The following is a 22,098-nucleotide window of genomic DNA, read 5'->3' as shown; positions in this document are numbered from 1 at the left end:
GATTTTCTGTACAAGAGCCTTGCAAAAGAGACGCATATCATCATGAAAAGTGGAAAAAAATGCAGAAAAAATAAAATTACAAAATAGAATGATGATATGTAATAAAATTTCAAGGATTAAAAAAAGTGGCACGATACCGTGTTTTTGGTGCAAGCACCGAAAAACACTTCTACCGATTGCGCGCCTGACGGCACCCAATCGGATCGCGAGACACCCCGCTCGCAGCGCGAAAAGCATTACACATGAATGACTTGACGCAAAATATGTCGCGCAAGCACTCGTCCCAACCAACAAAAAAACTGCCGAAATACCGAGAATGATCTGTCATAAAAAATGCCCTTCCACTGCACGCGTTGCAAAAACTCTCAAAAAATAATTATCGAAATCGGAATATGGTCGAAATCGAAACGAAAAATTTTGCATGTCCGGTGATAGAGGGTCTTGCCGATGGCAGAGGCGGAATGTGCGTATAAAATTAACATTTCCACGGATTTGAGAGAGGCTTCATTTTCGAAATATGCCAGATGACGCAACAACGCGTTCAAATGTGTCGCCGAGAAACATGTATATTCTGTACAACATATCCGGTAAATCTGGTTTTTCATGACTTGATTTTTAGAAAAAGATCGCAGGACAGGTTTTTCCAAACGTTTGCAATCGTCTGAATATCCCTTTCGGGGCCGGAAACAGCCGATAAGGCGCACTTTGAGAATTACTGCAAAGCACTTCGTCTATACTTGTGGGCGGGAAAACTTACGCGTCTGTCTCAACTGTGTTTTTGCCGTGTTGCGGCGAGCAGATGTCAGCGTAAACGTGCGCATCATGGTGTCAGATATCCAGATTTTCTGGTGGCTTGCTGGTTGCATCGCTCATTACGCACGGTACGTGGACTCTCAGAAGCCTGTGACGCCTGCTCAGGAGAGAGCGTTCCCACGGAACTGTTCTGTCTGAAGCCGCATGTTTTCATAAGTGCATCGGGATTTGGACGTTTACGAGGCTGCTCTGCCTGCCTCCCCAGAAAAGGAAGGCCCCTCAGGGGCCGGTTTCCTTCGTGAACTCCAATTCAGGATTATAGACATGGCGACGCTTTTGACAAAATTCCGTGCTCTCGGGTCAACTTTTTCCCCGTTTTACCCAACGGAGCATGATCTTCAGGTGTATAAACGTCTGACCGAAGAACTGGGGGCTCCACCCAATGCCCATATCTGCCGCTTTCTTGGGGCAGAAGGACAACATCTTGTCTTTCTGGGAGATAGCGGTACGCGCGAATGGGCTCGCGTGCAGCGTCTCGCAGCGCAGCGCTGGCCCGGTCTGCCTCATCCCGGTCTTGTCGCCAGAGACGGGAAAACCATGGACTCCCTGCCTGAACGCATTGTCTATGACATGCTGCAGGGGCTTTTGCGCCGTCATATGAAGCTGGATGTGCATCAGCCCATCCTCCAGCAGGCTGGTGATTACCGTGCCGACATGACACTGAGAAAAGGTCAGGCCTCTCTCTTCATCGAGGTTGTTGGGTGCTGCGGATCTGATCGTATCACGCGCAACCAGAAGGAACAGGAATGGCTCCAGCGGTTTGATAAGCGCATGGCGTTTTACCGCGCACATGCAATTGCGCCCGTGTGTATCTGGCTGGATCAGTTTGCCCAACCCGGAACGCTGCGGAAGCTGTGCATCAATCTGGTGGATGCAATTGCGCTTGAGGGAGTCCGATCATGAACAACATGACACAGGCTTCCCAGAAGCTTCCGATCTGGAAACAGGGCACCATCCGGCTCATCGACATCGCACCGGGCGTGAGTGGGCGTTTTCGTCTCCGTCAGGGGCTGCCTGTCTCTCTGGCATGGTATGACATCCTCTTTCGTGAAGGACATATCCGCGTGGAAATCAATGGTCAGGTCTGTCACGGTCACCTCGAGGAGGTGCCGGGAGAGACGGGGGGATGCAGCCATGTCATCGATGACCGGCTGTTCAATGCGCTGTTCCCACACGGACAGACACTGCCTCTGTGTCTTGCAGGCTATAACATGGCGTTCCTGCACACTCTGCTCGGGGCGCCATGGGATGAGCCGCCGTATCTGTTGTGTCTGTATAAAATGTCCCGCATGTTCGATTTGGGCAAAACGGGGGATTATACGCTGGCTGAAATCGCCGAGTATACGGATCCTGAAGTGCATGTTCCGTGGTATGAGAATGAAGCTCTGACACGCGTGGAACTCGGGCGCGTTGTGCTGCGCAAACTTCTTTCGATGTGCCGGCTGAACATGATGATGGCGCTCTCTGGGGCCAAGGTGCCGCCTCCACCGACGTCAGAACCGTTTGGCAAGATCCGTGGGTGGCAGCAGATGGAAGGCGGGGCCTTTCGGGACTTTGAATAAACGCTCAGGCGTGCATCACGTCTGAGCGGTGAGGGGACTGCAAAGACATGCAGTCCCCTTTTATTTCTACTTGAGGCTTTACATGACAGGAGGCGTGAATGCCAAAAGAATACCCGGAGTATCGGGTTTTGTACCGTAAGGTACTATATTACTTCATGTCTTGAAGAAGCTTTCGAGGAGCATTGCCTCTCTCCCCATAAAAGGAAAAGCGTTGAACGCGTTTGTGTCACCGGGTTTCCCATGTTACTGCGCGCGAGGCGTGCGCGATGGGAAAAACCACCATGTGGACGGAAACACCCTGCTGACGGAGCGTCTTGTAAAAGATTTTGACGCCGCCTGTAACGTGTTGGATGTGGCATTGCGAATCTGACACATTCCCGGTCTTCTGCCTGTTCTCAGGCAGAAGACTTTTCCAGGTTGGGGAAAAAAAGCCGTTATTTCGGAAAAGAGGGAGGTACAAAGTTATTGTAAGGTCACCAGTGGTCATACATCATATCAGCTTGGCAATGTAACCTTGTATCTGAAGATCTTTATTCTAAGTTTGCGCTAGTCCATCTCTGTAAACGGAAAAAGAGGTCGTAATTCACCTTCCGTGTTACCTATATTGCTGTAGCGCTTGATGGAATTTTACGAAATTTTTTCCAAAATATTAACGAGCGGGATAAATTATGCCGGATACAGTAGAAGATAATAGTCTGAATTTCTTTTGGGGTAAGGCGCGGCCAGTAGCTGAAGCGGAAGAAGTTATATCTTCTATGCATCCACTTATTGCTCATATGCTGGATGTGGCAGCGGTGGCAATCTTACTCCCAGAGAGCAAATGTTTGGGGTTGGATTGTCGTCAATTAGGTATGCTGATTGCATTACATGATATTGGCAAGTTGACCCCTGCTTTTCAGTCGAAAGTTCCGGAATGCTGGCCAGAACAGGCATTTGGACGTTGTCCCGATGAGGTTGTGATATCACGTCACGATGCGGATGGCTTATTCCTGCTTGATCATGTCTGTAAGGATCAACTGGCACCGTTATTTGGTACAAATACAGATGGTCTTGATTGGTCACCTGCCGATAAAAAACAATTATGGCGTGCCGTAGCGGGGCATCATGGACAACCTGTTTCATCGGACGGAAATAAATCCCAGGATGCCGATCTTAAACTATTGGCGCCATATGCTCACAAAATTGTGGGGGTTTTGTTAGATATTTTTCGTCCGCCTCCCATTCCGTCATATTCTTTTCTGGAGGATCTGCTGCAACTGGAATGGCGCCTCGCAGGTTTGACTGTTCAGGCTGATTGGATCGGGTCACGGCAAGAATGGTTTCCTTATGTCCGGCCTGAAGACGTGGCTGATGCTTCAGGCTATTTTTGGAATCAGGCACTTCATCGGGCGCAAGCTGCGATTGCGAGTGCAGGCCTCAGCCCTGCACATATTTCACCATTTCGGGGTATTGCGAGTTTATTTCCTCATATTCGTAATCCTTCGCCAATTCAGGCTTTGCTGGAAGTGGCATCTTTTCCCGCTGACCCGACATTGATCGTGATCGAAGATATGACGGGTTCTGGTAAAACAGAAGCTGCATTGGTGGCTGCGCATCGGCTGATGGCATCTGGGCATGCCTCCGGGCTATTTGTCGCTTTACCGACAATGGCAACGGCCAATGCCATGTTTGATCGGCTGGCCATTGCGTATCGTAGTTTGTTCCAGCCATCCTCTCATCCTTCTCTCGCTCTGGCACATGGACGCGCTTTGCTGGATGAGCGGTTTGTCTCGGTTCTGGCCCCAGATGATGCACTGGATAGCACAACAGTAAACAAAGGCCGTGATGACACGGCCGAAATCTGTTGTTCAGCATGGCTGGGAAATGAATCACGTCGTGCGCTTCTGGCGCAGGTAGGAGTGGGGACTATTGACCAGGCATTGATGGCTGTCTTGCCAGTCCGGTTTGCAACCGTAAGGCAGGCTGGTCTGGCCGGTAAGGTGTTGGTGGTTGATGAATGCCATGCATACGATCCTTATATGCAGGAGGAAATGGTGGCTTTACTACGTTTCCATGCTGCTATGGGAGGCTCTGCAATTCTGCTTTCCGCGACACTGACCAAATCTGTGCGCCAGAAACTGGTGACGGCATTCAGAGAGGGGCTATGTCAGAAAGAGCCTGTCGGTTTGTCTTGTAAGGCTTATCCACTTGTTACGCTTGTTGGGAAAGATGGGGCGGAGGAACTTCCATGCGCGCCTCGTCCCGGTCTGGCGCGTAACATTGCTGTTCGGCAAATGAGCGATGCATCATCCATCATGGCATATGTTTCTGATGCGGCAGCTCAAGGTGCAGCTGTGGCATGGGTTCGTAACACGGTCGATGACGTTATTACCTCGGCAAAAGCTTTGGAGGCAGAAGGCCTTGATGTCATGGTGTTTCATGCGCGTTTTGCCATGGTGGACCGTTTGGCGATCGAGCGTGAGGTGCTTGCTCGGTTTGGAAAGAACGGAACCACTGCAGATCGATCAAGGGTTTTGATAGCCAGTCAGGTTATTGAGCAGTCTCTGGATCTTGATTTTGATGTACTTTGTACAGATCTGGCACCTATGGATCTGATTATCCAGCGCGCGGGCCGGTTACGCCGACATGAACGTGCGCAGCGTCCTGTTGATTGTGATGAAATTTGCATTTTTTCACCCGATCCGGTGACTGATCCAGATCCGCAGTGGATCAACCGGGTTTTGCCCGGCACCGCAGCCGTGTATCGTGATCCTGCCCTGTTATGGCGCACAGCAAAAGTGCTGCAATGCAAAGGGCAAATACGTAGCCCCGATATGATACGGGAGTTGATTGAAGAGGCTGCTGATACTTCTGATGTGCCAAATGGGCTCATGATGGCCAGTGATGAAGCAGAAGGAAAAGGCCGCGCAGCACGTGGCGCAGCTGTCCGGAATGTTTTGAATTATGATGCGGGATACACTCCAGATAGTGCGTTATGGGAGCGGGACGTTCGCATATCAACACGGTTGGAAGAGCGTCCGTACGTAACGGTACGTCTGGGCGTTATGCAAGAGGGACAGATATGGCCTTGGGCTGCACTACAACAAACGGCTCTTGCTTTACCGCATGAGCGGAAACGGGCTTGGGCGCTTTCTGAAGTTTCAGTGGCACAGCATATGCTTGCGGTATGTCCGGTTGCTGACACTCAGGTGGAAGCTCTTGATGCAGCCCGTGCAGAATGGTCGCGTTGGGAGCGTGAAGCAGAAGACCAGTTTCTTTTGTTGCTTCTTAGTGAGACTGAAGAGGGCTGGAAAGGCTACGGATCTAATGGAAAAGGGCAGGATGTTGATATCTGCTATGATGAAAAATATGGGTTTCAAATATTCAAAAGGAATCTAACATAAAAACAAAGAGGCATATTTGTATTTTTATTGAAAATTTTATTATTATATAAGGGGGTTGTTAGAATAAAAAATGGTGAACGAGGCATTAAATCTCATTTCAGATGCATGGCTGCCAGTTCGGCATAAGTCCGGTGTATCTAGCATTATTCGACCTGCTCAAATTGTAGAAGGGTTTAAAGAAGACCCAATTGTTGATTTTGGCTGGCCACGAGCCGATTTTCGTATTGCATCCTTTGAATTTCTGATCGGACTTGTCGCTACAGCCTGTCCACCCGCAAATCGAAGGGTGTGGCGGCAGAATTGGTGTAATCCACTGTCCGTTGAAAAGCTTGATGAAGCTTTTGCGCGTGTTGCAGATGCTTTCTGGCTAGATGGATCGGGGGCACGTTTCCTGCAGGATTATGAAGATCTTCAAAGCGGTCAGGAACTCGTGGAGAGGTTGCTGATTGATGCGCCTGGAGAAAGCACAGTGAAGCGGAATGCGGATCTTTTTGTACACCGCGGTCAAGTCGGACGCTTGGGACGAGCTACGGCGGCTATGGCATTGTTTACGCTACAATCATGGGCGCCGAGTGGTGGTGCAGGCAATATGACGGGCCTGCGTGGAGGTGGGCCACTGACAACATTGGTTTTGCCATCAGAAGACGCGCGTTTATGGGAAATTGTCTGGGCGAATGTTCCCGATGGGGAGGCTGTGAAAAGTAATGACATGGAAAGGGTTTTTCCATGGATGGCCCCTACAATTCTTTCTGGAAAAGGTGGAACGGATGTACGCCCCACAGAAAACGCACATCCCCTCCAATGCTGGTGGGGAATGCCGCGGCGGATCCGGTTGGATTTTGAAAATGTTGCTGAAGGATACTGCGACCTTACTGGTCAGAAAGACGAGGTTCTGGTGTCAGGGTGGCGACAAAGGCCCTATGGGCCGAAATATGCAGGTTGGATTGGAACGCCTTACGGGTCTGGGGCAGTAATTCATCCCCTTACGCCCAGATATCGACAAAAAGAAGGAACCGAATGGCTGGCCGTTCATCCGCAACCCGGGGGTATTGGTTATCGGCACTGGGCAGGTATTGTTGCCCAGAGTGCCGATAAAAACCGGTTGCCAGCAAGTTGTGTTGCGAATTGGCGTAACGAGCGGGCAGGAGAAATTGGTCTTCCAGAAAATGCCCGTTTGCTTACGGCCGGTTTTGATATGGACAATATGAAGGCGCGTAGCTTTGTGGAAAGCGAAATGCCACTACCGGGCTCATTGGATACCGAGTTGCAAAAAGCTCTTGATGCCTTGGCTCTTCAGTGCGTGAGCGCGGCAGTGCACGTGGCAGATATTTTGCGAGGAAGCGTTCGGGAGGCCTTGTTTGGCAAGGGTACAGTTTCTGTGGACGTAACGCTGCTTTCCAATGTGCGTGAACGGTTCTGGGCTAAAACAGAAAATTCTTTCTTTGCCATTTTGCAGGATGCAACTGGAACAGATGACGAAGGTATGGTGGCTCTAAGAAAATCCTGGCTGCACATACTGGCTCAGTCAGCTCTTGGGGAGTTTGATGCTACCGTTATTCTGGAACCTGACACGGGAATAACAGAAGCGCAGCGTTCAGCGCTGGCGCGCAGGCGTCTGGGAGCCGCCGTTTCAGGTATGGGCAAGGAGGGAAAAAAGATACGGAGTGAATTGGGTCTCCCTGAACTCGTCAAAAAGAAACAGAAGATAGCAGAGAAGGTATCCTGATGCTCCTCAGTAATAAGGAAGCCATTCGGCAGGTTGTAAACTGGTGGCATGGGTTACAACCTGATCCTGAGAGAAAACAACTTGGAGACCGTGCTACGCTAGCCCGCTTGCGACGATGTGCAACTGTAACAGAGGCTCTTTTTGAGCCACAAACGCAGGCACTTGTGCACAAGTGTGGTGCCAAGAAGGACTCTGAATTATCTCGTCTGGCATTGGTTGCGGCAGTTTTGGCGCATGTTCGGGCAAACAAGACTGGTGCATGTATGGCTCGGTTGATAGGACCATCTGATACAAGTGACAGTGCAACCGCGCTGTGCAAACCGGTTCGGTTTCGTAGGTTACTGGATATGGAAACCTATGATGACTGTTTGCGAAGCTTTCGACGGCTTGTTGTTATGGCGGGCGAACCTTTGGATGTCGCAGACTTGGCGCGTTCTGTCATAATGTGGCCGCGTGAAGATACATGGGATGATCTCGCAGGTGATCAGGTGCGGCGCCAGTGGGTCTATAATTACTGGAATGCGGGGATTCCCGAAAACAGTTCTGAAAAACATAATTGATTTAAAGGGAATATTGAAAAATGTCTCGTTTTCTTCAACTTCACCTTTTAACATTCTATCCACCCTCCAATGTTAACCGTGATGATACGGGTAATCCCAAAACCGCCACTGTAGGTGGCGTTACACGGTTGCGTATTTCCTCGCAGGCACTCAAGCGGGCTTGGCGTACATCAGATATTTTTTCATCAGCTCTGGCTGGGCATATGGGTCAGCGCACACAGCGTCTGGGTGAAGAAATTCTGGGATATCTGCGTGACAAGAATGTGGAAGAGAAAAAGGCTGTTGCCATCGCGCGGGAAGTTGCGGGTGTCTATGGCAAGGTGAAAAGCGAAAAGGATAAGAATCCTGCGCGGACAGAGCAGCTTGTATTCATTTCTCCTTCAGAGCGTGATGCTGCGCTTGCCATGGCGGATCGTTTGGCAGCGGGTGAAAAGGTGGATCTGAAAAAAGAGCAGGATACACTTTTGCACAGGGCTGATTCAGCGGCAGATATCGCTTTATTTGGGCGTATGCTGGCCAGTGCACCATCCTTTAATCGTGAGGCCGCTGTTCAGGTGGCGCATGCCATTACAACCCATCGTGTTACGGTTGAGGATGATTATTATACGGCTATTGATGATCTGAAGCAGGATGAAGAAGATGCAGGTGCAGGCTTTCTAGGCGAAGCTGGTTTCGGATCTGGTGTGTTTTATCTCTATCTTTGCATTAACCGTGATTTATTAAAGAAAAATCTTGGAGAACATGGTGAAACAGGTGTGGCAGAAGCAGCCTTGGGGGCATTGGCAGAGGCTGCCATGACCGTTTCACCTTCTGGAAAGCAGAACAGTTTTGCTGCTCTTGCCCGTGCGGGATATGTGCTGGCGGAAAAGGGAAATAGCCAGCCTCGTACATTGGCTGGTGCTTTTGCGCGGCCAGTTGGAGGAACAGACTTGATGGAACATTCCGTCAAAGCGCTGAAAGAGTTTCGTGAAGAACTGGCACGTGTTTATGGGGCAGGAGTGGATGAAACATGTGAGATGATCTTAGGAGATAAGAAAAGTGCGACGTTGGCAGATATTGTCGCGTTCTGTCGGTCGTAAGGAATATGGGGCATTTTCTGACATTTGCCATGGTAGCCCCCATGGCATCCTTCGGCACGCTCTCTGTCGGAGAAAGACGGGATGGTGAGGACCGACCTGCGCGGTCTGCCGTACTGGGATTGGTAGGGGCCTGTCTGGGCATTACACGTAAGGACGTGTCTGGACAGAACGCATTGGCAGAAGAGTATGGCCTTGCTGTTTTGTGTCATGCTTCTGGTCACGTGTTAACGGATTATCACACAGCTCAGACAGCACCTTCACGCCGAAACTGGCGGCCTACAACACGGGCACAGGAACTGGCTGATGCTCCTGGTGAGTTGGCGACAATTCTTTCACGTCGAGATTATCGGATAGGAAGTTGGTATCTCGGTGCCATTTGGGTGCGAGGCAGCACTTCTCACTGGTCTTTGGCAGAAGTGCGTGATGCCATGCAACACCCTGTCTTTACGCCCTCTTTGGGGCGTAAGGCTTGTCCACTGGGTCTGCCTCTTGCACCAGAACTTGCGGAAAGCGAGTGTGCGGTATCTGCTCTTTTGTCACGCCAGACAAATGGTCCCGAAAGTCAGGTTCATAACCGTTCTGGTTTGTTCAGGAATCAACTTTCCAAACGAAATACACCTACTGAAACACTTGTTGTCATGGATATTGCAGACGTGGCGGAACAGGGTGGTGGCCATACTGTTATTCGGCGTGAAATGCGCCGTGACCAACCTCTTTCGCGTGCACGATGGCAGTTCGGGCTGCGTGAAGAGGCTTTGCTTCTGTGTAAAAGGGAAACGGCGTGATGACTGTAGGTTTCCTTTCGCGCGTTGCATTACGGCGCGATGCGTCTGTGCAGGCACTGGCTGGACTTCTGGTTCCACAGGGAGAAGGTCGTCAGCATGGAGCCGCACATCATTTGCTCTGGGTATTGTTTGGTGATGACCCCAGTCGTATTCGTGATTTTCTATGGCGACAGACCGAGCCAGGACATTTCATGATCTTATCAGCCCGGAAGCCAGTGGATAGCCATGGGTTGTTCGAAATTGAAAGTCGAGAGTTTACGCCCAAATTAAGGGAAGGAAATCGGCTACGCTTTCTTTTAAGAGTAAACGCGACAATTGATCGAAAAGTGCCAGGACGTAAGCGCAGTCAACGCCATGATGTGGTGATGGATGCATTGTATAAATTGCCGCCAAGAGAGCGGGCTGCAGCGCGTGAAAGCCTTGTAACCACCGCAATGGAAGCATGGTTGGCCAGACAGGGGCACCGTACTGGTTTTGAGCTCAAAGAGGGTAAGCTGGCTATTGAAAGTTGTGATGTCTTGCATATTCCGCGTGCACAAGGGCAGGGGAAGGCAACTTTTGGTGTTGTCGATGTAACCGGAGAATTATGTGTAAGAACACCAGATCTTTTTACGCAGGCTCTTATGCAAGGTTTTGGCAGGGCACGTGCTTTTGGTTGTGGATTGATGCTTGTCCGGCGCACAATTTAAGGAGGCTTGATTGTGTCTCGTCCTTTACCGGGCTTACCACCACCGCGGCCAATTCCGTTAAAAGAGCGTTCATCAATTCTGTTTGTTGCAATGGGTCAGCTGGATGTGTTGGACGGGGCATTTGTTCTGGTCGATCAGAATGGTATCCGCACACATATTCCCATAGGTGGCTTAGCTTGCCTTATGCTGGAACCTGGCACACGGGTGAGTCATGCCGCCGCTGCATTGGCAGCGCGTGCTGGTACTTTACTGATATGGGTAGGAGAGGCCGGTGTGCGTCTGTATGCCTCAGGTCAACCTGGGGGCGCACGAGCTGACCGATTGCTGTTTCAGGCGCGGTTGGCACTTGATGATACGGCCCGTCTAAAAGTTGTGCGTAAGATGTATGCACTGCGTTTTGGAGAAGATGCACCAGAAAGACGGTCTGTAGATCAGCTTCGTGGTATTGAGGGTGCACGTGTAAGAGAGACATATCGTCTATTGGCGCATTCTCATGGTGCCGACTGGGATGGGCGGCGTTACGACCCACACGAGTGGGATACTGCGAATGTGGTTAATCGCTGTTTATCAGCTGCAACTGCAGCACTTTATGGCATTACGGAAGCTGCTATTTTGGCTGCTGGGTATGCGCCAGCAATAGGTTTTTTGCATACAGGCAAACCCCAAAGTTTTGTTTACGATATTGCAGATATTGTAAAGTTTGAAGTTGTGGTACCTGAAGCGTTTCGGGTAGCTGCAGCGGTGCAGCGCGATCGTCTGCTTGACGGCCAGAGGGTGACAGATCCGGTGGCGGCTGTAAGGCATCGGTGCCGAGATCAATTTCGCAAGACAAAGATTTTAGCGCGCCTTATTCCTCTTATTGAAGATGTATTGGCTGCTGGTGGAACTGAGGCACCATCCGTACAGCCCGAAGCAATGCCGGTTGCTTTTGCAGACCCGAAAGGTTTGGGTGATGTTGGTCATCGTGGTTGAAAATGCTCCGCCACGTTTGCGTGGGCGGTTGGCTGTATGGCTTCTGGAAGTGCGGGCTGGGGTTTACATTGGGAGTTATGGCCGGCGTGTGCGTGAAATGATATGGGGGCAGGTTTGCGCCTATATTGAAAATGGCAATGCTGTGATTGCATGGGCGGCCCCCAATGATGCTGGGTTTGAATTTGATACCTGCGGTAAGAATCGTCGCGTGCCTGTAGATCTTGATGGCTTGCGTCTTGTTGCTTTTGGGCCTGAAGCTGCTCTTCCTATACATCCTGGACCAACAACGACAATGCTTCCAAGGCGACGTGGAAAAGGGTAATATACGAACTCCATTCAGTTGGTAGTTTCTTTGACAATAGAATAATTCTTTAAAATCAAGTGCTTTCACGAAGAGTGTTCCCCGCACACGCGGGGATGAACCGGCCGGGGCTTTCTGATTGCTGACCTTATGGGGGTGTTCCCCGCACACGCGGGGATGAACCGCAGCATAAACACCTTCGATCAGATCATACATAGTGTTCCCCGCACACGCGGGGATGAACCGCGGCGCTTTGCCCTGTTCTGTCTGTTCCTGCAGTGTTCCCCGCACACGCGGGGATGAACCGGTCTCTTTTCTCATCTTATTTCTTGCAACCCGGTGTTCCCCGCACACGCGGGGATGAACCGCGGCGTAGAGCGCTTTACAACAGAAGTCGTGAGTGTTCCCCGCACACGCGGGGATGAACCGGAGCCGTCTGTCGTGGAGGCAAATACCTTTTGGTGTTCCCCGCACACGCGGGGATGAACCGGCTGCTGATGAGGCTGAGGCCAAGAAAAAGGCGTGTTCCCCGCACACGCGGGGATGAACCGATCTGGCAGTGTTGATCTATTGCCGCTTCGTAGTGTTCCCCGCACACGCGGGGATGAACCGTATTCTCCCCCGAATTCTACAGTTCCGAATTCGTGTTCCCCGCACACGCGGGGATGAACCGTTTCGTTCACGCTCCGTCATTTTCCACGCCATGTGTTCCCCGCACACGCGGGGATGAACCGAATGAGCACAGAACCAAACGAAAAATTCCTAAGTGTTCCCCGCACACGCGGGGATGAACCGGCGGTTCTGACGTGGTGGGGCGCATCGCTTCGGTGTTCCCCGCACACGCGGGGATGAACCGGTTTATCAAGGGTGTTGGAGAAGACATGCAATGTGTTCCCCGCACACGCGGGGATGAACCGGCCGATATTGATGCCGAGTATATTGATCGGGGGTGTTCCCCGCACACGCGGGGATGAACCGGCTACAACAGCGAGAAGCGGTTGGACGAATTAGTGTTCCCCGCACACGCGGGGATGAACCGACTTACTCACTTCACCGTCAGGGCTTGTTACTGTGTTCCCCGCACACGCGGGGATGAACCGATGCACTGAGCATGGTGCAGGATGCTTCTGACGTGTTCCCCGCACACGCGGGGATGAACCGGTTGCCCGTATCCAGCAACCCGGCTGCAAGATGTGTTCCCCGCACACGCGGGGATGAACCGGTTTATCAGTTCTTCGACACCAAAATCATTCAGTGTTCCCCGCACACGCGGGGATGAACCGCTAAAGTCCACATCACAAATGCCTCAAACTATGTGTTCCCCGCACACGCGGGGATGAACCGCCAGCTGGATGCGCTGGCCAAAACCTATTGGGGTGTTCCCCGCACACGCGGGGATGAACCGGCTATTGGATATTTTCGATCTGTTTTTTCCGCGTGTTCCCCGCACACGCGGGGATGAACCGTCGCCCACGGCCTTAAAAGATGTTGTGACTTCGTGTTCCCCGCACACGCGGGGATGAACCGATGTTAAACCAGAGCATCAGGAATATGCTCGTGTGTTCCCCGCACACGCGGGGATGAACCGACCGCCTGCGCTGGCGGCATCAATCGCGGCTGGTGTTCCCCGCACACGCGGGGATGAACCGCATGAGTGGAAAGTGTTCAAGATGGTTAGGGTGTGTTCCCCGCACACGCGGGGATGAACCGGTTAAAACGCAAGAAGACCGTATGATTCGAGGGTGTTCCCCGCACACGCGGGGATGAACCGAACGCAGGCGCGGCTGTTCTGATTTACAAACCGTGTTCCCCGCACACGCGGGGATGAACCGGTCGGACCCTGTCGTACCTTCGCGCGCCAAGGGTGTTCCCCGCACACGCGGGGATGAACCGGGTTCAAACGAACCCGTCTTATGTTCTGCCGGGTGTTCCCCGCACACGCGGGGATGAACCTCCTTCAACGGTTGGTTCAAATGGTTTCATTTCGTGTTCCCCGCACACGCGGGGATGAACCGCTTTACACAAATAACGGGAGCGGCCCTGCAACGTGTTCCCCGCACACGCGGGGATGTGAGTTGCCTAGGTTTTGTGGAGACAGAAAAAACCGGAGCAATTCAGACGCAGAGGAATGGTGGAGATCATGGATACGGACATCCTTTCGGCCGGCTCCCTTTCGGATGCGCCGCCATGGCTTCTGCACATCCGTCGGGTGGCTGCCATCCTTGCGACCGGTAATCACATACGGGTTTTCTTAGTCGTTTTTCGTATGGGTGAAGGTTTTTCCTCCATTGTGCCAGAATGACCTCTTTGTCCAGCCGAGGCTTCGTCATGGCGGGAGCCTGCTGGTTAAGGATGGTCTATCTGTCATGAAGAGCGTTTAAAAGAAGACGTCGCAGGCACGCTGGTTGACACTCTGGGTCAGCTATTATGCTTCATTATCACCGGCGGTCAGATCCATGATGCCACTCAGGCATCCGCATTGTTTGAAGGCCAGATTGCGGCTGTAGTTCATCGCCGATAAGGCTTATGACAGCGATGAATTGCGCAAACAGATTGCAGACATGAAAGCAGAGGCCTTCATTCCGTCAAGACGGAAGCGTAGGATCATCATCCCGCACGATTGGATTATTTACAAACAGCGTAACCGTATCAAGCGATGCTTCAATCGCTTGATACATTTTCATCGCTTCGCAATGAGCTATGATCGTATAACTATCCATTTCACGGCTTCGTTCGCCTCCTTTCAGTCATTCGTCATGGTATTTCCGAAATGAAAAATAGGTAACCTTAAAAATTTTTTATTTCATTTAGATATGTTTGATTATTTGAAATACCAGCCTCCGTGTTGGCTTGGCTCAGGGACATCAAGGCCATCGCGATCATACAGTTGTTTCATGGCGTGTTGAATCATGTCACCCTGCAAGATGGTATCGTATTCATGCAATTTTGAGGCAAGAGACGCGACATCGTTGTTGGAATCTCCCATGGGCCAGAGTGCCGACGTTGCCAGTTGTCGCTTGCGCTGCATAAGGCTCTGCAAGAGAAGGTCAAAAGACTGTTCCCGATAATTCGGATGGATTGCAAGCGGTACGTGAATCGTAACTTCTCGCGTTTGTCCCAATCTGTGAACGCGATCATTACATTGTTCTTCTACGGCAGGATTCCACCAGCGTGAAAGATGGATGACATGTGTTGCTGCTGTGAGAGTCAGGCCCGTTCCTGCGGCCTTTGGTCCAAGAACCAGAACGTCAAAGCCACCATTTTCATGAATATTTTTCTGAAAATTATTGACTATTTGCTGTCGTTTCTTGATGGGGGTGTCCCCGTTGATCAAATCTATCTTCTTCAGGCCCAGCTCCACTTTTGCCAATTCGATGAACCGATGCTGCATGCGGCGATGTTCGATAAAGACAAGAGCCCGTTCGCCTGCGGCACGGATACGTTTGAGAATATCGAAAGTTACTGACAGGCGTGCAGATGCCTTGATAAAGTCTTCTGTTTCCATATCTGCATCCAATGCAGGGTGGACTGAAACACTGCGAATATGATGGAGCATTTTTAGCGCGGCCCCAGCTCCCCCCTTTTGAAGCTTTGCTCTTGCCTCTTCGTATTTCTGTGCCTGAAGGGGGGGCATTTCCTGTGGATGCAGGAAACGGGACTTGGCGGGAAGATCTCGTGCGACTGTTTCCTTCAGGCGCCTGATGGCGAAAGCTGGCCGTGTCTGGAAAGATGAGAAGAGGCGCCGGTGCAGTTCTTCCATATTGCTCGGTTCTGCCGTACCGTAGCGCTCCTTGAAATCATGCAGGGAACCGAGTGCTCCCGGTGCCAGCGTATCCATGATCGCCCAGATATCTGTAGTGGAATTTTCAATCGGTGTTCCAGTCAGGCCAATTCGAAAATCTGTTCTGAGCGTGTGTGCCGCAAAAAACGAAAGCGTTCCTGGAGTTTTGATATTCTGTATTTCGTCAAACACGGTTACGGAAAAAGGTATACGTGCCAGAGAATGTTGATAGTTTGTGAGTGTTGAATAGGTTGTCAAAATCCAGGTAAGATGCCCGCATCCCCGTTCAATAGTGTTGTGGATATCAGAGAAATCAAGTTTCTCCTCTCCTGTTTCCTTGTCTGTTCCGTGCTGTCCCGGTCGCTTGCGTGCACTGATGGCGGTGCCATAAAGCCGCACCAGAAAGCCGAGGCCGGGTTTTGCAACGTGCAACTCTACCTCTTCTTCCCAGTTTTTAAGAAGTGATGTAGGTGCGACAATAAGAATGGGTCTGCGTGGGCCAGTCTGCTTCATGTGTTCGTTCAGCCAGACCAGAAACGAGAGTGTCTGAAGGGTTTTGCCGAGTCCTTGTTCATCAGCATTGAGAATCCCTGGTAAGCCCGCCTTCCAGGCTTGTATCTGCCATTGGAGACAGGAAACCTGATGATCTTTAAGGCGTGTCAAGATAGCTGAAGGAACGGCCTCTCTCATGGTGCTGTAACGAGGGTAAAGAGGAATATTCCATGAAAGATTTTCAGTATTTTCAAGAGTTTTTAGGATAATAGGCCCCTGTTTGGGGGGACAGTCATCATCTTCCCGTTCATCTTCTTCGGACACATGGTCTTGTTCCTCAATCTGCCTGTCTATAAATTCAAGCATCTGCGGCGTTGCGGGAAGTGTGTTACCGGCGATGGAAACGACACTTTCACCATTGGCAAGGCCTGCTTGCATCTTTTCACGTAGGGCATGTAATGCGGAAAGCGGCATGTTATTGATCAGCGTAGACGTTTCCGAAGTGAAAATTTCAGGTAACCACGTTGTGCCACTTGGGTCATTCCGACCGATCAGATTGCCATGGTAAACCTCAACACCGACAACCCGTTCGGAATACTCCTTCGTTTCGACAAAAGCTGGAACGGCGATGGCTTCGATAGCCTCTTCTTGCTCTTCAGGGGAGAGGTTCGCTAATTCTCCCTTGGCATATAGATCCGCTTCAACCGCTTCCGTAATGCGGGTACGCGGATTACGGATGAATGCACGTCGCTCTTGTGGTGAAGCGCGTTGCATCTCCTTCATAGTCTTTAGGACAGGAGCAACACTCGGGTCTATGACAAGGTAGTGACCCTGCGCGAGATTATAGGCCTTGAGAACATCGCGTTCACGAAATTTTCTCTGGAATCGAAGAAGATCTGGATGTTCCAGTTCACCGTTGGCTTCGGAAGACATTCCGTTTGTATCAAGCCGTCTTGAGGAAAATGGAACTACCTCAAAATCTGTCCCAGCCTCGTTTGGTGAAATTGAGAGGCAGTCAGAAAGCGAGATTTTCAAGCCCTGTAGAAAATCAGTCATCGACAGCCGTGTCGTAGGGTTTTCACCAGCCATTTCGATGCCGGGGTCCAAGGCCTGTCTGAAACGGGCAAGGGCTTCCCAGTGACGCGTGTCATCCTGGGTGCGAACAAAGCCATCGGCAACATCCAGCGCATCGAGCATCCATAAAGGAATACGCTGACCACCTGCCATGTCGAGAATGGCACCGGTGCGCTGAGGTCTTCGATGCTGACCGCCTCGTTCCCAATGATAAGTCAGGCGGAAGTTGGGACTTCCGATCACACCTTCTGCATCTGTGCATAGTGTCAGATCGGTGAGGGGAGGGAGACCAAGGATTTCGGCAGTTTCAGCATCAAGGGCAGCTACAAGGCGGTGACTCATGGTAATACGAGTTTTGGTAATTTCCAGATTTTCGCCCATTTCATCAGACAAAGCGCGCAGATCGCCCACTGCAAAGATAAGTCTGTGGTCCTGCTCGGAGAGATTCTCCAGATCCGGTTCTGAAGAGGACGGCATGAACATACGGGCTAGCAGCTTGCGGCGCGCGGGCTGCACATCAAGAACAATGGTCTCAGGAGAATAGGTAAAGCTGAAATTCATGAAAGGACGCTCCGGTGTGCACGTGACTGCCAGTCTCCGAGATGCGCAAAACTATCAAGGCAGGACCTTCGTCTTATATCGGCGACATCATAGCGCGCTTTGTACAGTTGAGGCGTTCCGGGCGCATCTGCATCAAAAATATGTAGTTTGAAATTATATGTACCTTCAATAACGATTTTCTTGCCAATCCGCATGAGCAGAAGTGATTTATCTTTTTCTCCAGTCTGACGCCCAAAACGTAAGGAATCTTCCCTCGTGTTGGAAGGCAGTTTTTCCAAGGCCGTGTGGTATCCTTCTTCGTTAAAAGCTACCCAGAGTTCATCGACACTTTCCTGTTCAAGCATTGTTTCCCAAAATTCTTCCCGATCTGACCACATGTGACCGTGTTCAACCTCTGCTAGAATCTGAAATAGGAAACGGAAGTCTGCCCGCATCAACCAGAGAAGAAACGTCTTTTCCAGTTCAGGATCAACTTCGTTCCATACCGGATGGCGGCTGGCCTTGGGGTGACCATAGAACTCGGTCAGATGATCGGTGAGGAGGGATGCGATTTCCTTGGGGGGCCGCTTCTGACGCCATGGTACCAACAAGGCGTTGATGGCAGCTCCGGCTCCGGTCTGCCTCAAGGCTTGGCCATCGGGTCTGAGCCAGTCCAGTAGACGGTTGATCTCCCGTTTCTGCCTGAGGCGTGGTGCGATCCGCCGAACAAAAGCGAGGTGGGCAAAGTCCATCAGGCCAGGTGCATGTGGCTGACGCAGACCCATGGCCCGCAGCCCGTGCCATGGGTCATCCATTGTGTCCATTTGTGCAGCAATCGTTTCAGGTGCCGTACGAGGATCAAAAAGATCTGGAATATGGGATATGAGATCCTGCCAGTGTGGACCGATGCGCGCCCTGTTTCTCTGAAGGGCAGCCGCCAACTCATGGGTCTGGCGGGCAGCTGGATCAAAGCTTTCCATATAGACGCGAACCATCGGGTTGATGAAACCACTACGGGTGGAAGCATCAAGTTCCTTCAGGAGAAAGGAACGAATGGAGGCAAACTCGGAATTGTCTCTGAACTCGGGAGAAAAAGCGAACCCTGCGCTTTGAATGACAAAGCTCAACGGAACACCGTGCCAATTATTGGTCTGGATATGGCGCAGCATTTCGCGCAAGATGCCTATGGGGCTACGTTCTGGGGTAATTGTTGGTAAGTCATCAAAGCGATCCAGCACACAGCGAATCGTTCGTAGAATATTTTCAAAATTTGGGGGTGGAGGAAGCCGCAAGGGAACCATGTTCGCAAGCTGTTCAGACAGCGGTGTCTGCGTATTCCCATTTTCCTTCACCTTACCCATGAGGAGCATCCATAAGGGCGGTCCGGAGATGTTCGATTTCTTCTGAGCGGGCTGGGACGTACATGATAAGCCGTAAATCGATCCGGCGATTTTCGGCTTTTCCTGCAGCTGTATTATTAGATGCAATTGGCCGCATTTTGCCATAACCCGCCACGGAGAGAACCGGCTGCCTTTGATAGCTCAAATGAGATGTAAGGCGTGGCTCCTTGGTAACCATCACGCGAAAGGTCTCGTCTGCCCGGTTGGTGGAAAGAACAAGGTTGCTTTGATCATCTCCGTCTGAGTCCGTATGGCCTTCGATCTGTACGGCCTCGATGACAGCAAAATTCGGGTTACATTCCGAGTGCCATGCAGATTGGGGGCCAAGCGTGTAACAGGGTAGAAGCTGTTGCAGACGAACGCCAACGGATTGCACGATATTCACGCGCTCTGGTCGCAGCATTGACGAACCAGACGCAAAAAGGCCATCACCTTGAAAATGAAGGGCATCAGATTGCTCACTCAATGTCACCTTGAGGTCAGGAAACTCGATATTCAGTTGATCTCGGAGTTTTTCCAGTATCTGTTTCCGTTCCATCATGGCTTGATCAATGTAATGTTCCAGCGGATTTGGCTGTTTCAATCTGGCGATCTCATCTTCGAGGTCATGAACCCTTTTTTCTGCCACATCCTTCTCGACCACGACCTGCCGGTAAATTGATAGTGGGATACTTTTCTCTGGATTATATTTGCTGGAAAAATAGGCCAGAAGCAGGATGACGATGAACAGAAAACTGACGGTCAGATCCGTCATTGAGACGAACGCCGTTTCTTCCTCGACCTCCTGGCTTTCCCGATTTCTCTGCCGTCCCCGCATTAGGAATGCCCCTGCTGCGGGGAGAATTCATTTTGCTGCTCAATAATACTTTGCAGTTTGGAAACGGCAGAGTTTAGTCCCTTTGACATCTCCTCAACGTGTGAACGGATCGATTGCATCGCCTGTTCGACCTGTATTGCGTAAAGATCAAAGGCCTTGCCAAGTTCTTCATCGATCGTATCAAGTCTTTCGCCCTGTCCTTGTAAGCGCTCAAGTACCTGCGTAACAGCTTCCAGCGTGGTTTCTATGCCGCGTCGCTCATCACCGAGCGTCTTACTTGCACTTGCCAACACCTGCGCGGCACTTTCTGCCGTGCTTTGCGCACTGCGTGTAACAAGCGAGACAGCATTATGCGTGCCTTCGGCCATTTGTCGCATGGCACTTTCAATTCTTTCTGTGGTGGCCCGAACAGGTTCGGCAGCTGCAATCAGATCCTGAGAGGAACTACGGAAAGTACCTGCCGCTTCTGCCCCGGCCTGAGCGCCATCGCGCACAGCGTCGGCAGAACGGCGCATCGCGGTAGCTCCTTGGTCCAACACCTCCACAAAACTGCCTAGCCTCTCCGAAATCGCAGTAATTGGCGCAATCAGCTCGCTATTGGCTCGTGTTGAAACTTCACTGGCCACGCGGGCAATATCGTTTCCTGCCTGACCAAATGCGGAGAGAACTGATTGTCCAGTGGCAGCAATCGAAACATTTGCCGTTTCTCCAGCTTCTTTCATACGCAGTTGCGCGGCCTCGGCACCAGCATGGGCTGCATCTTCCATTTCTGAGCGCATGGTTCTGGCTGCTTCGCTCAATTCCTGTGCCGCAGTCGACATCGCCCGTGCCCCTTCGGACGTGTTGTCGCGGATGCCCTCCAGTGTACGATTCATGACTGAAAGCAGCAGTTCTGCGCCTTGGTTAAGCGCACCAGATGTTGTCTGAGCGGTTTCCGACATCGTGCCGCGCAGGTCATCTACGGCTTGCCCCATGCGGACAATTGCCTGCTCCATTTCGGATCCCATCCGTCCGGAAGATGTATCCATTTGCGTTACAAGCTGCCCAATCCTGTCAGCCGCTGTGGCAAGTCGATCACTTGCTTGTGAAAGCGCAGCCCCTACACTTGAAGATAACTGGGATGAGAGATCTGAAGCTAGTTCAGACAGGCTATCAGAACCTTGCTGGCCAACCTTATCAAGGATTGGCTGCATGGCGGTAGTAATGGAATTCGATATTGCCGCAGGCAGTTCATCCCGTAGCGGCTTTCCTATTTCAGCCACCAGTTGGGTCGTAAGGGCCTGATTATGCTCCCGCGCTTCCTGCATGGCTTTCAGCTGATCAAAGCCGATTTGCTCAAAGCTTACAAATGTCAGTTTCTTTTCGATTGTTCCACAGAGCCCGTTCAAGGCCTTGTCAAGTTTGACGGTAAGATACCGCAGAAGCATTGTAAAAACGATGGAACAGGCAAGTCCCATAAGCGACATAATGAATTTCGCCGATGCAATTTGCAAAAGGTGTTGCATTGCTTGATCGGTGATCGCATTTGATTGTGCCATAGTCTGCAGAGCAGCGATCAAGCCTAAAAACGTACAGGCAAGGCCAACAGACACGAAGAGTCCTGGACAAATACGAAAAAAACCACTTCCAAAATGGAGATCTTCAACATTGAAGAATAGGGACGGCCTTACTGAATTATGTAAATGGGGTGGTTCCTTCGTATCGAATACAAGAGTCTCATCAAACTCATGCCATGCTTCCTGAAGAGAGCATTCGGCACTATTCGCTTTTGCGGCTTGTTCACTCCAGTGGGCAATGCTTTCTCTATCTTGGGGAAGACCGGTTTCTATTTTCTCACGCAGCTTTCTTATCGCGGTCAAGCGAGAACGATAGCGGCGAATAACCTGAACTGACGCAATTGCCAGCCAGATAAAGAGTATAAGAACAACAAGTCCCGGGCTTGGATCCCATACTAGGATTTGAGCAAAGTCCAAGACAAAATTACGGACAAAGATACCGACCGAGGAAAACAAAGAAAGCATGAAGACCCAGAGTATTTGACACTATATTATAATCGCATCTCCCCAGATGCGGCACAAGACATGTTATTACAGGATGTAGCGGGATTATGCATCATACGGAATG

At 51.0% G+C, this 22,098-nt stretch carries 15 protein-coding genes and 1 CRISPR repeat array; of the genes, 11 read left to right on the top strand and 4 right to left on the bottom strand.

Features of this window, described 5'->3' with window-relative positions; all coding sequences use genetic code 11:
- Positions 1 to 1,077: 1,077 nt before the first annotated feature.
- The 11 genes from EOV40_RS07510 (at position 1,078) to EOV40_RS15500 (ending at position 14,172) form a co-directional block, all read left to right on the top strand.
- A complete protein-coding gene (locus EOV40_RS07510; RefSeq protein ID WP_128105548.1) occupies positions 1,078 to 1,716 on the top strand; it encodes a hypothetical protein in 639 nt (212 codons plus the stop codon).
- Positions 1,713 to 2,375, top strand: a complete 663-nt coding sequence (locus EOV40_RS07505) for a hypothetical protein (protein WP_128105547.1) — start codon at positions 1,713 to 1,715, stop codon at positions 2,373 to 2,375. Before EOV40_RS07510 ends, EOV40_RS07505 begins: the two co-directional genes overlap by 4 nt.
- 668 nt (positions 2,376 to 3,043) lie before the next feature.
- A complete protein-coding gene (gene cas3 / locus EOV40_RS07500; RefSeq protein WP_128105546.1) occupies positions 3,044 to 5,758 on the top strand; it encodes a CRISPR-associated helicase Cas3' in 2,715 nt (904 codons plus the stop codon).
- A 70-nt stretch (positions 5,759 to 5,828) separates the two neighbouring features.
- The gene (gene casA / locus EOV40_RS07495; RefSeq protein WP_128105545.1) at positions 5,829 to 7,484 is read left to right on the top strand and encodes a type I-E CRISPR-associated protein Cse1/CasA; all 1,656 of its coding nucleotides are present in this window, start codon (positions 5,829 to 5,831) and stop codon (positions 7,482 to 7,484) included.
- Positions 7,484 to 8,044, top strand: a complete 561-nt coding sequence (gene casB, locus EOV40_RS07490; RefSeq protein ID WP_128105544.1) for a type I-E CRISPR-associated protein Cse2/CasB — start codon at positions 7,484 to 7,486, stop codon at positions 8,042 to 8,044. The genes casA and casB overlap by 1 nt, the downstream gene beginning before the upstream one ends.
- A gap of 20 nt (positions 8,045 to 8,064) precedes the next feature.
- Positions 8,065 to 9,123: a type I-E CRISPR-associated protein Cas7/Cse4/CasC gene (gene cas7e / locus EOV40_RS07485; RefSeq protein ID WP_012813184.1), complete on the top strand. Its 1,059-nt coding sequence runs from the start codon at positions 8,065 to 8,067 to the stop codon at positions 9,121 to 9,123.
- 5 nt (positions 9,124 to 9,128) lie between these two features.
- The gene (cas5e, locus tag EOV40_RS07480) at positions 9,129 to 9,908 is read left to right on the top strand and encodes a type I-E CRISPR-associated protein Cas5/CasD (protein WP_128105543.1); all 780 of its coding nucleotides are present in this window, start codon (positions 9,129 to 9,131) and stop codon (positions 9,906 to 9,908) included.
- Positions 9,908 to 10,597 (top strand): type I-E CRISPR-associated protein Cas6/Cse3/CasE, encoded by a 690-nt coding sequence (gene cas6e, locus EOV40_RS07475; protein WP_128105542.1) that lies wholly within the window; start codon positions 9,908 to 9,910, stop codon positions 10,595 to 10,597. The genes cas5e and cas6e overlap by 1 nt, the downstream gene beginning before the upstream one ends.
- Before the next feature lie 12 nt (positions 10,598 to 10,609).
- Positions 10,610 to 11,569, top strand: a complete 960-nt coding sequence (cas1e, locus tag EOV40_RS07470) for a type I-E CRISPR-associated endonuclease Cas1e (protein WP_128105541.1) — start codon at positions 10,610 to 10,612, stop codon at positions 11,567 to 11,569.
- Positions 11,550 to 11,891, top strand: coding sequence for a type I-E CRISPR-associated endoribonuclease Cas2e (gene cas2e, locus EOV40_RS07465; protein WP_012813188.1), 342 nt, complete (start codon positions 11,550 to 11,552; stop codon positions 11,889 to 11,891). Before cas1e ends, cas2e begins: the two co-directional genes overlap by 20 nt.
- Before the next feature lie 74 nt (positions 11,892 to 11,965).
- Positions 11,966 to 13,946: direct repeats of the CRISPR family, unit length 29 nt; unit sequence GTGTTCCCCGCACACGCGGGGATGAACCG.
- Positions 13,947 to 14,010: 64 nt separating this feature from the next.
- Entirely contained in the window at positions 14,011 to 14,172 is a 162-nt protein-coding gene (locus EOV40_RS15500) for a hypothetical protein (RefSeq protein WP_167506859.1), read from the top strand.
- A 519-nt stretch (positions 14,173 to 14,691) separates the two neighbouring features.
- Here the strand turns inward: EOV40_RS15500 and EOV40_RS07450 are convergent.
- The 4 genes from EOV40_RS07450 to zorA all read right to left on the bottom strand — a co-directional run bounded on the left by EOV40_RS07450 (position 14,692) and on the right by zorA (position 21,995).
- A complete protein-coding gene (locus tag EOV40_RS07450) occupies positions 14,692 to 17,778 on the bottom strand; it encodes a DEAD/DEAH box helicase (protein WP_128105540.1) in 3,087 nt (1,028 codons plus the stop codon).
- Complete coding sequence (locus tag EOV40_RS07445) at positions 17,775 to 18,995, bottom strand: EH signature domain-containing protein (protein WP_167506857.1); 1,221 nt, start codon at positions 18,993 to 18,995, stop codon at positions 17,775 to 17,777. Before EOV40_RS07445 ends, EOV40_RS07450 begins: the two co-directional genes overlap by 4 nt.
- A gap of 115 nt (positions 18,996 to 19,110) precedes the next feature.
- Complete coding sequence (locus EOV40_RS07440; RefSeq protein ID WP_208729115.1) at positions 19,111 to 19,911, bottom strand: OmpA family protein; 801 nt, start codon at positions 19,909 to 19,911, stop codon at positions 19,111 to 19,113.
- Between the two features lie 62 nt (positions 19,912 to 19,973).
- Positions 19,974 to 21,995, bottom strand: coding sequence for an anti-phage ZorAB system protein ZorA (zorA, locus tag EOV40_RS07435; protein ID WP_128105537.1), 2,022 nt, complete (start codon positions 21,993 to 21,995; stop codon positions 19,974 to 19,976).
- Positions 21,996 to 22,098 lie beyond the last annotated feature (103 nt).

This window comes from Acetobacter oryzoeni, assembly GCF_004014775.2.
GTDB classification, from domain to species: Bacteria; Pseudomonadota; Alphaproteobacteria; order Acetobacterales; family Acetobacteraceae; genus Acetobacter; species Acetobacter oryzoeni.
Note: the sequence above shows the minus strand (reverse complement) of the source record. Positions and strands in the feature narration are given on the sequence as shown.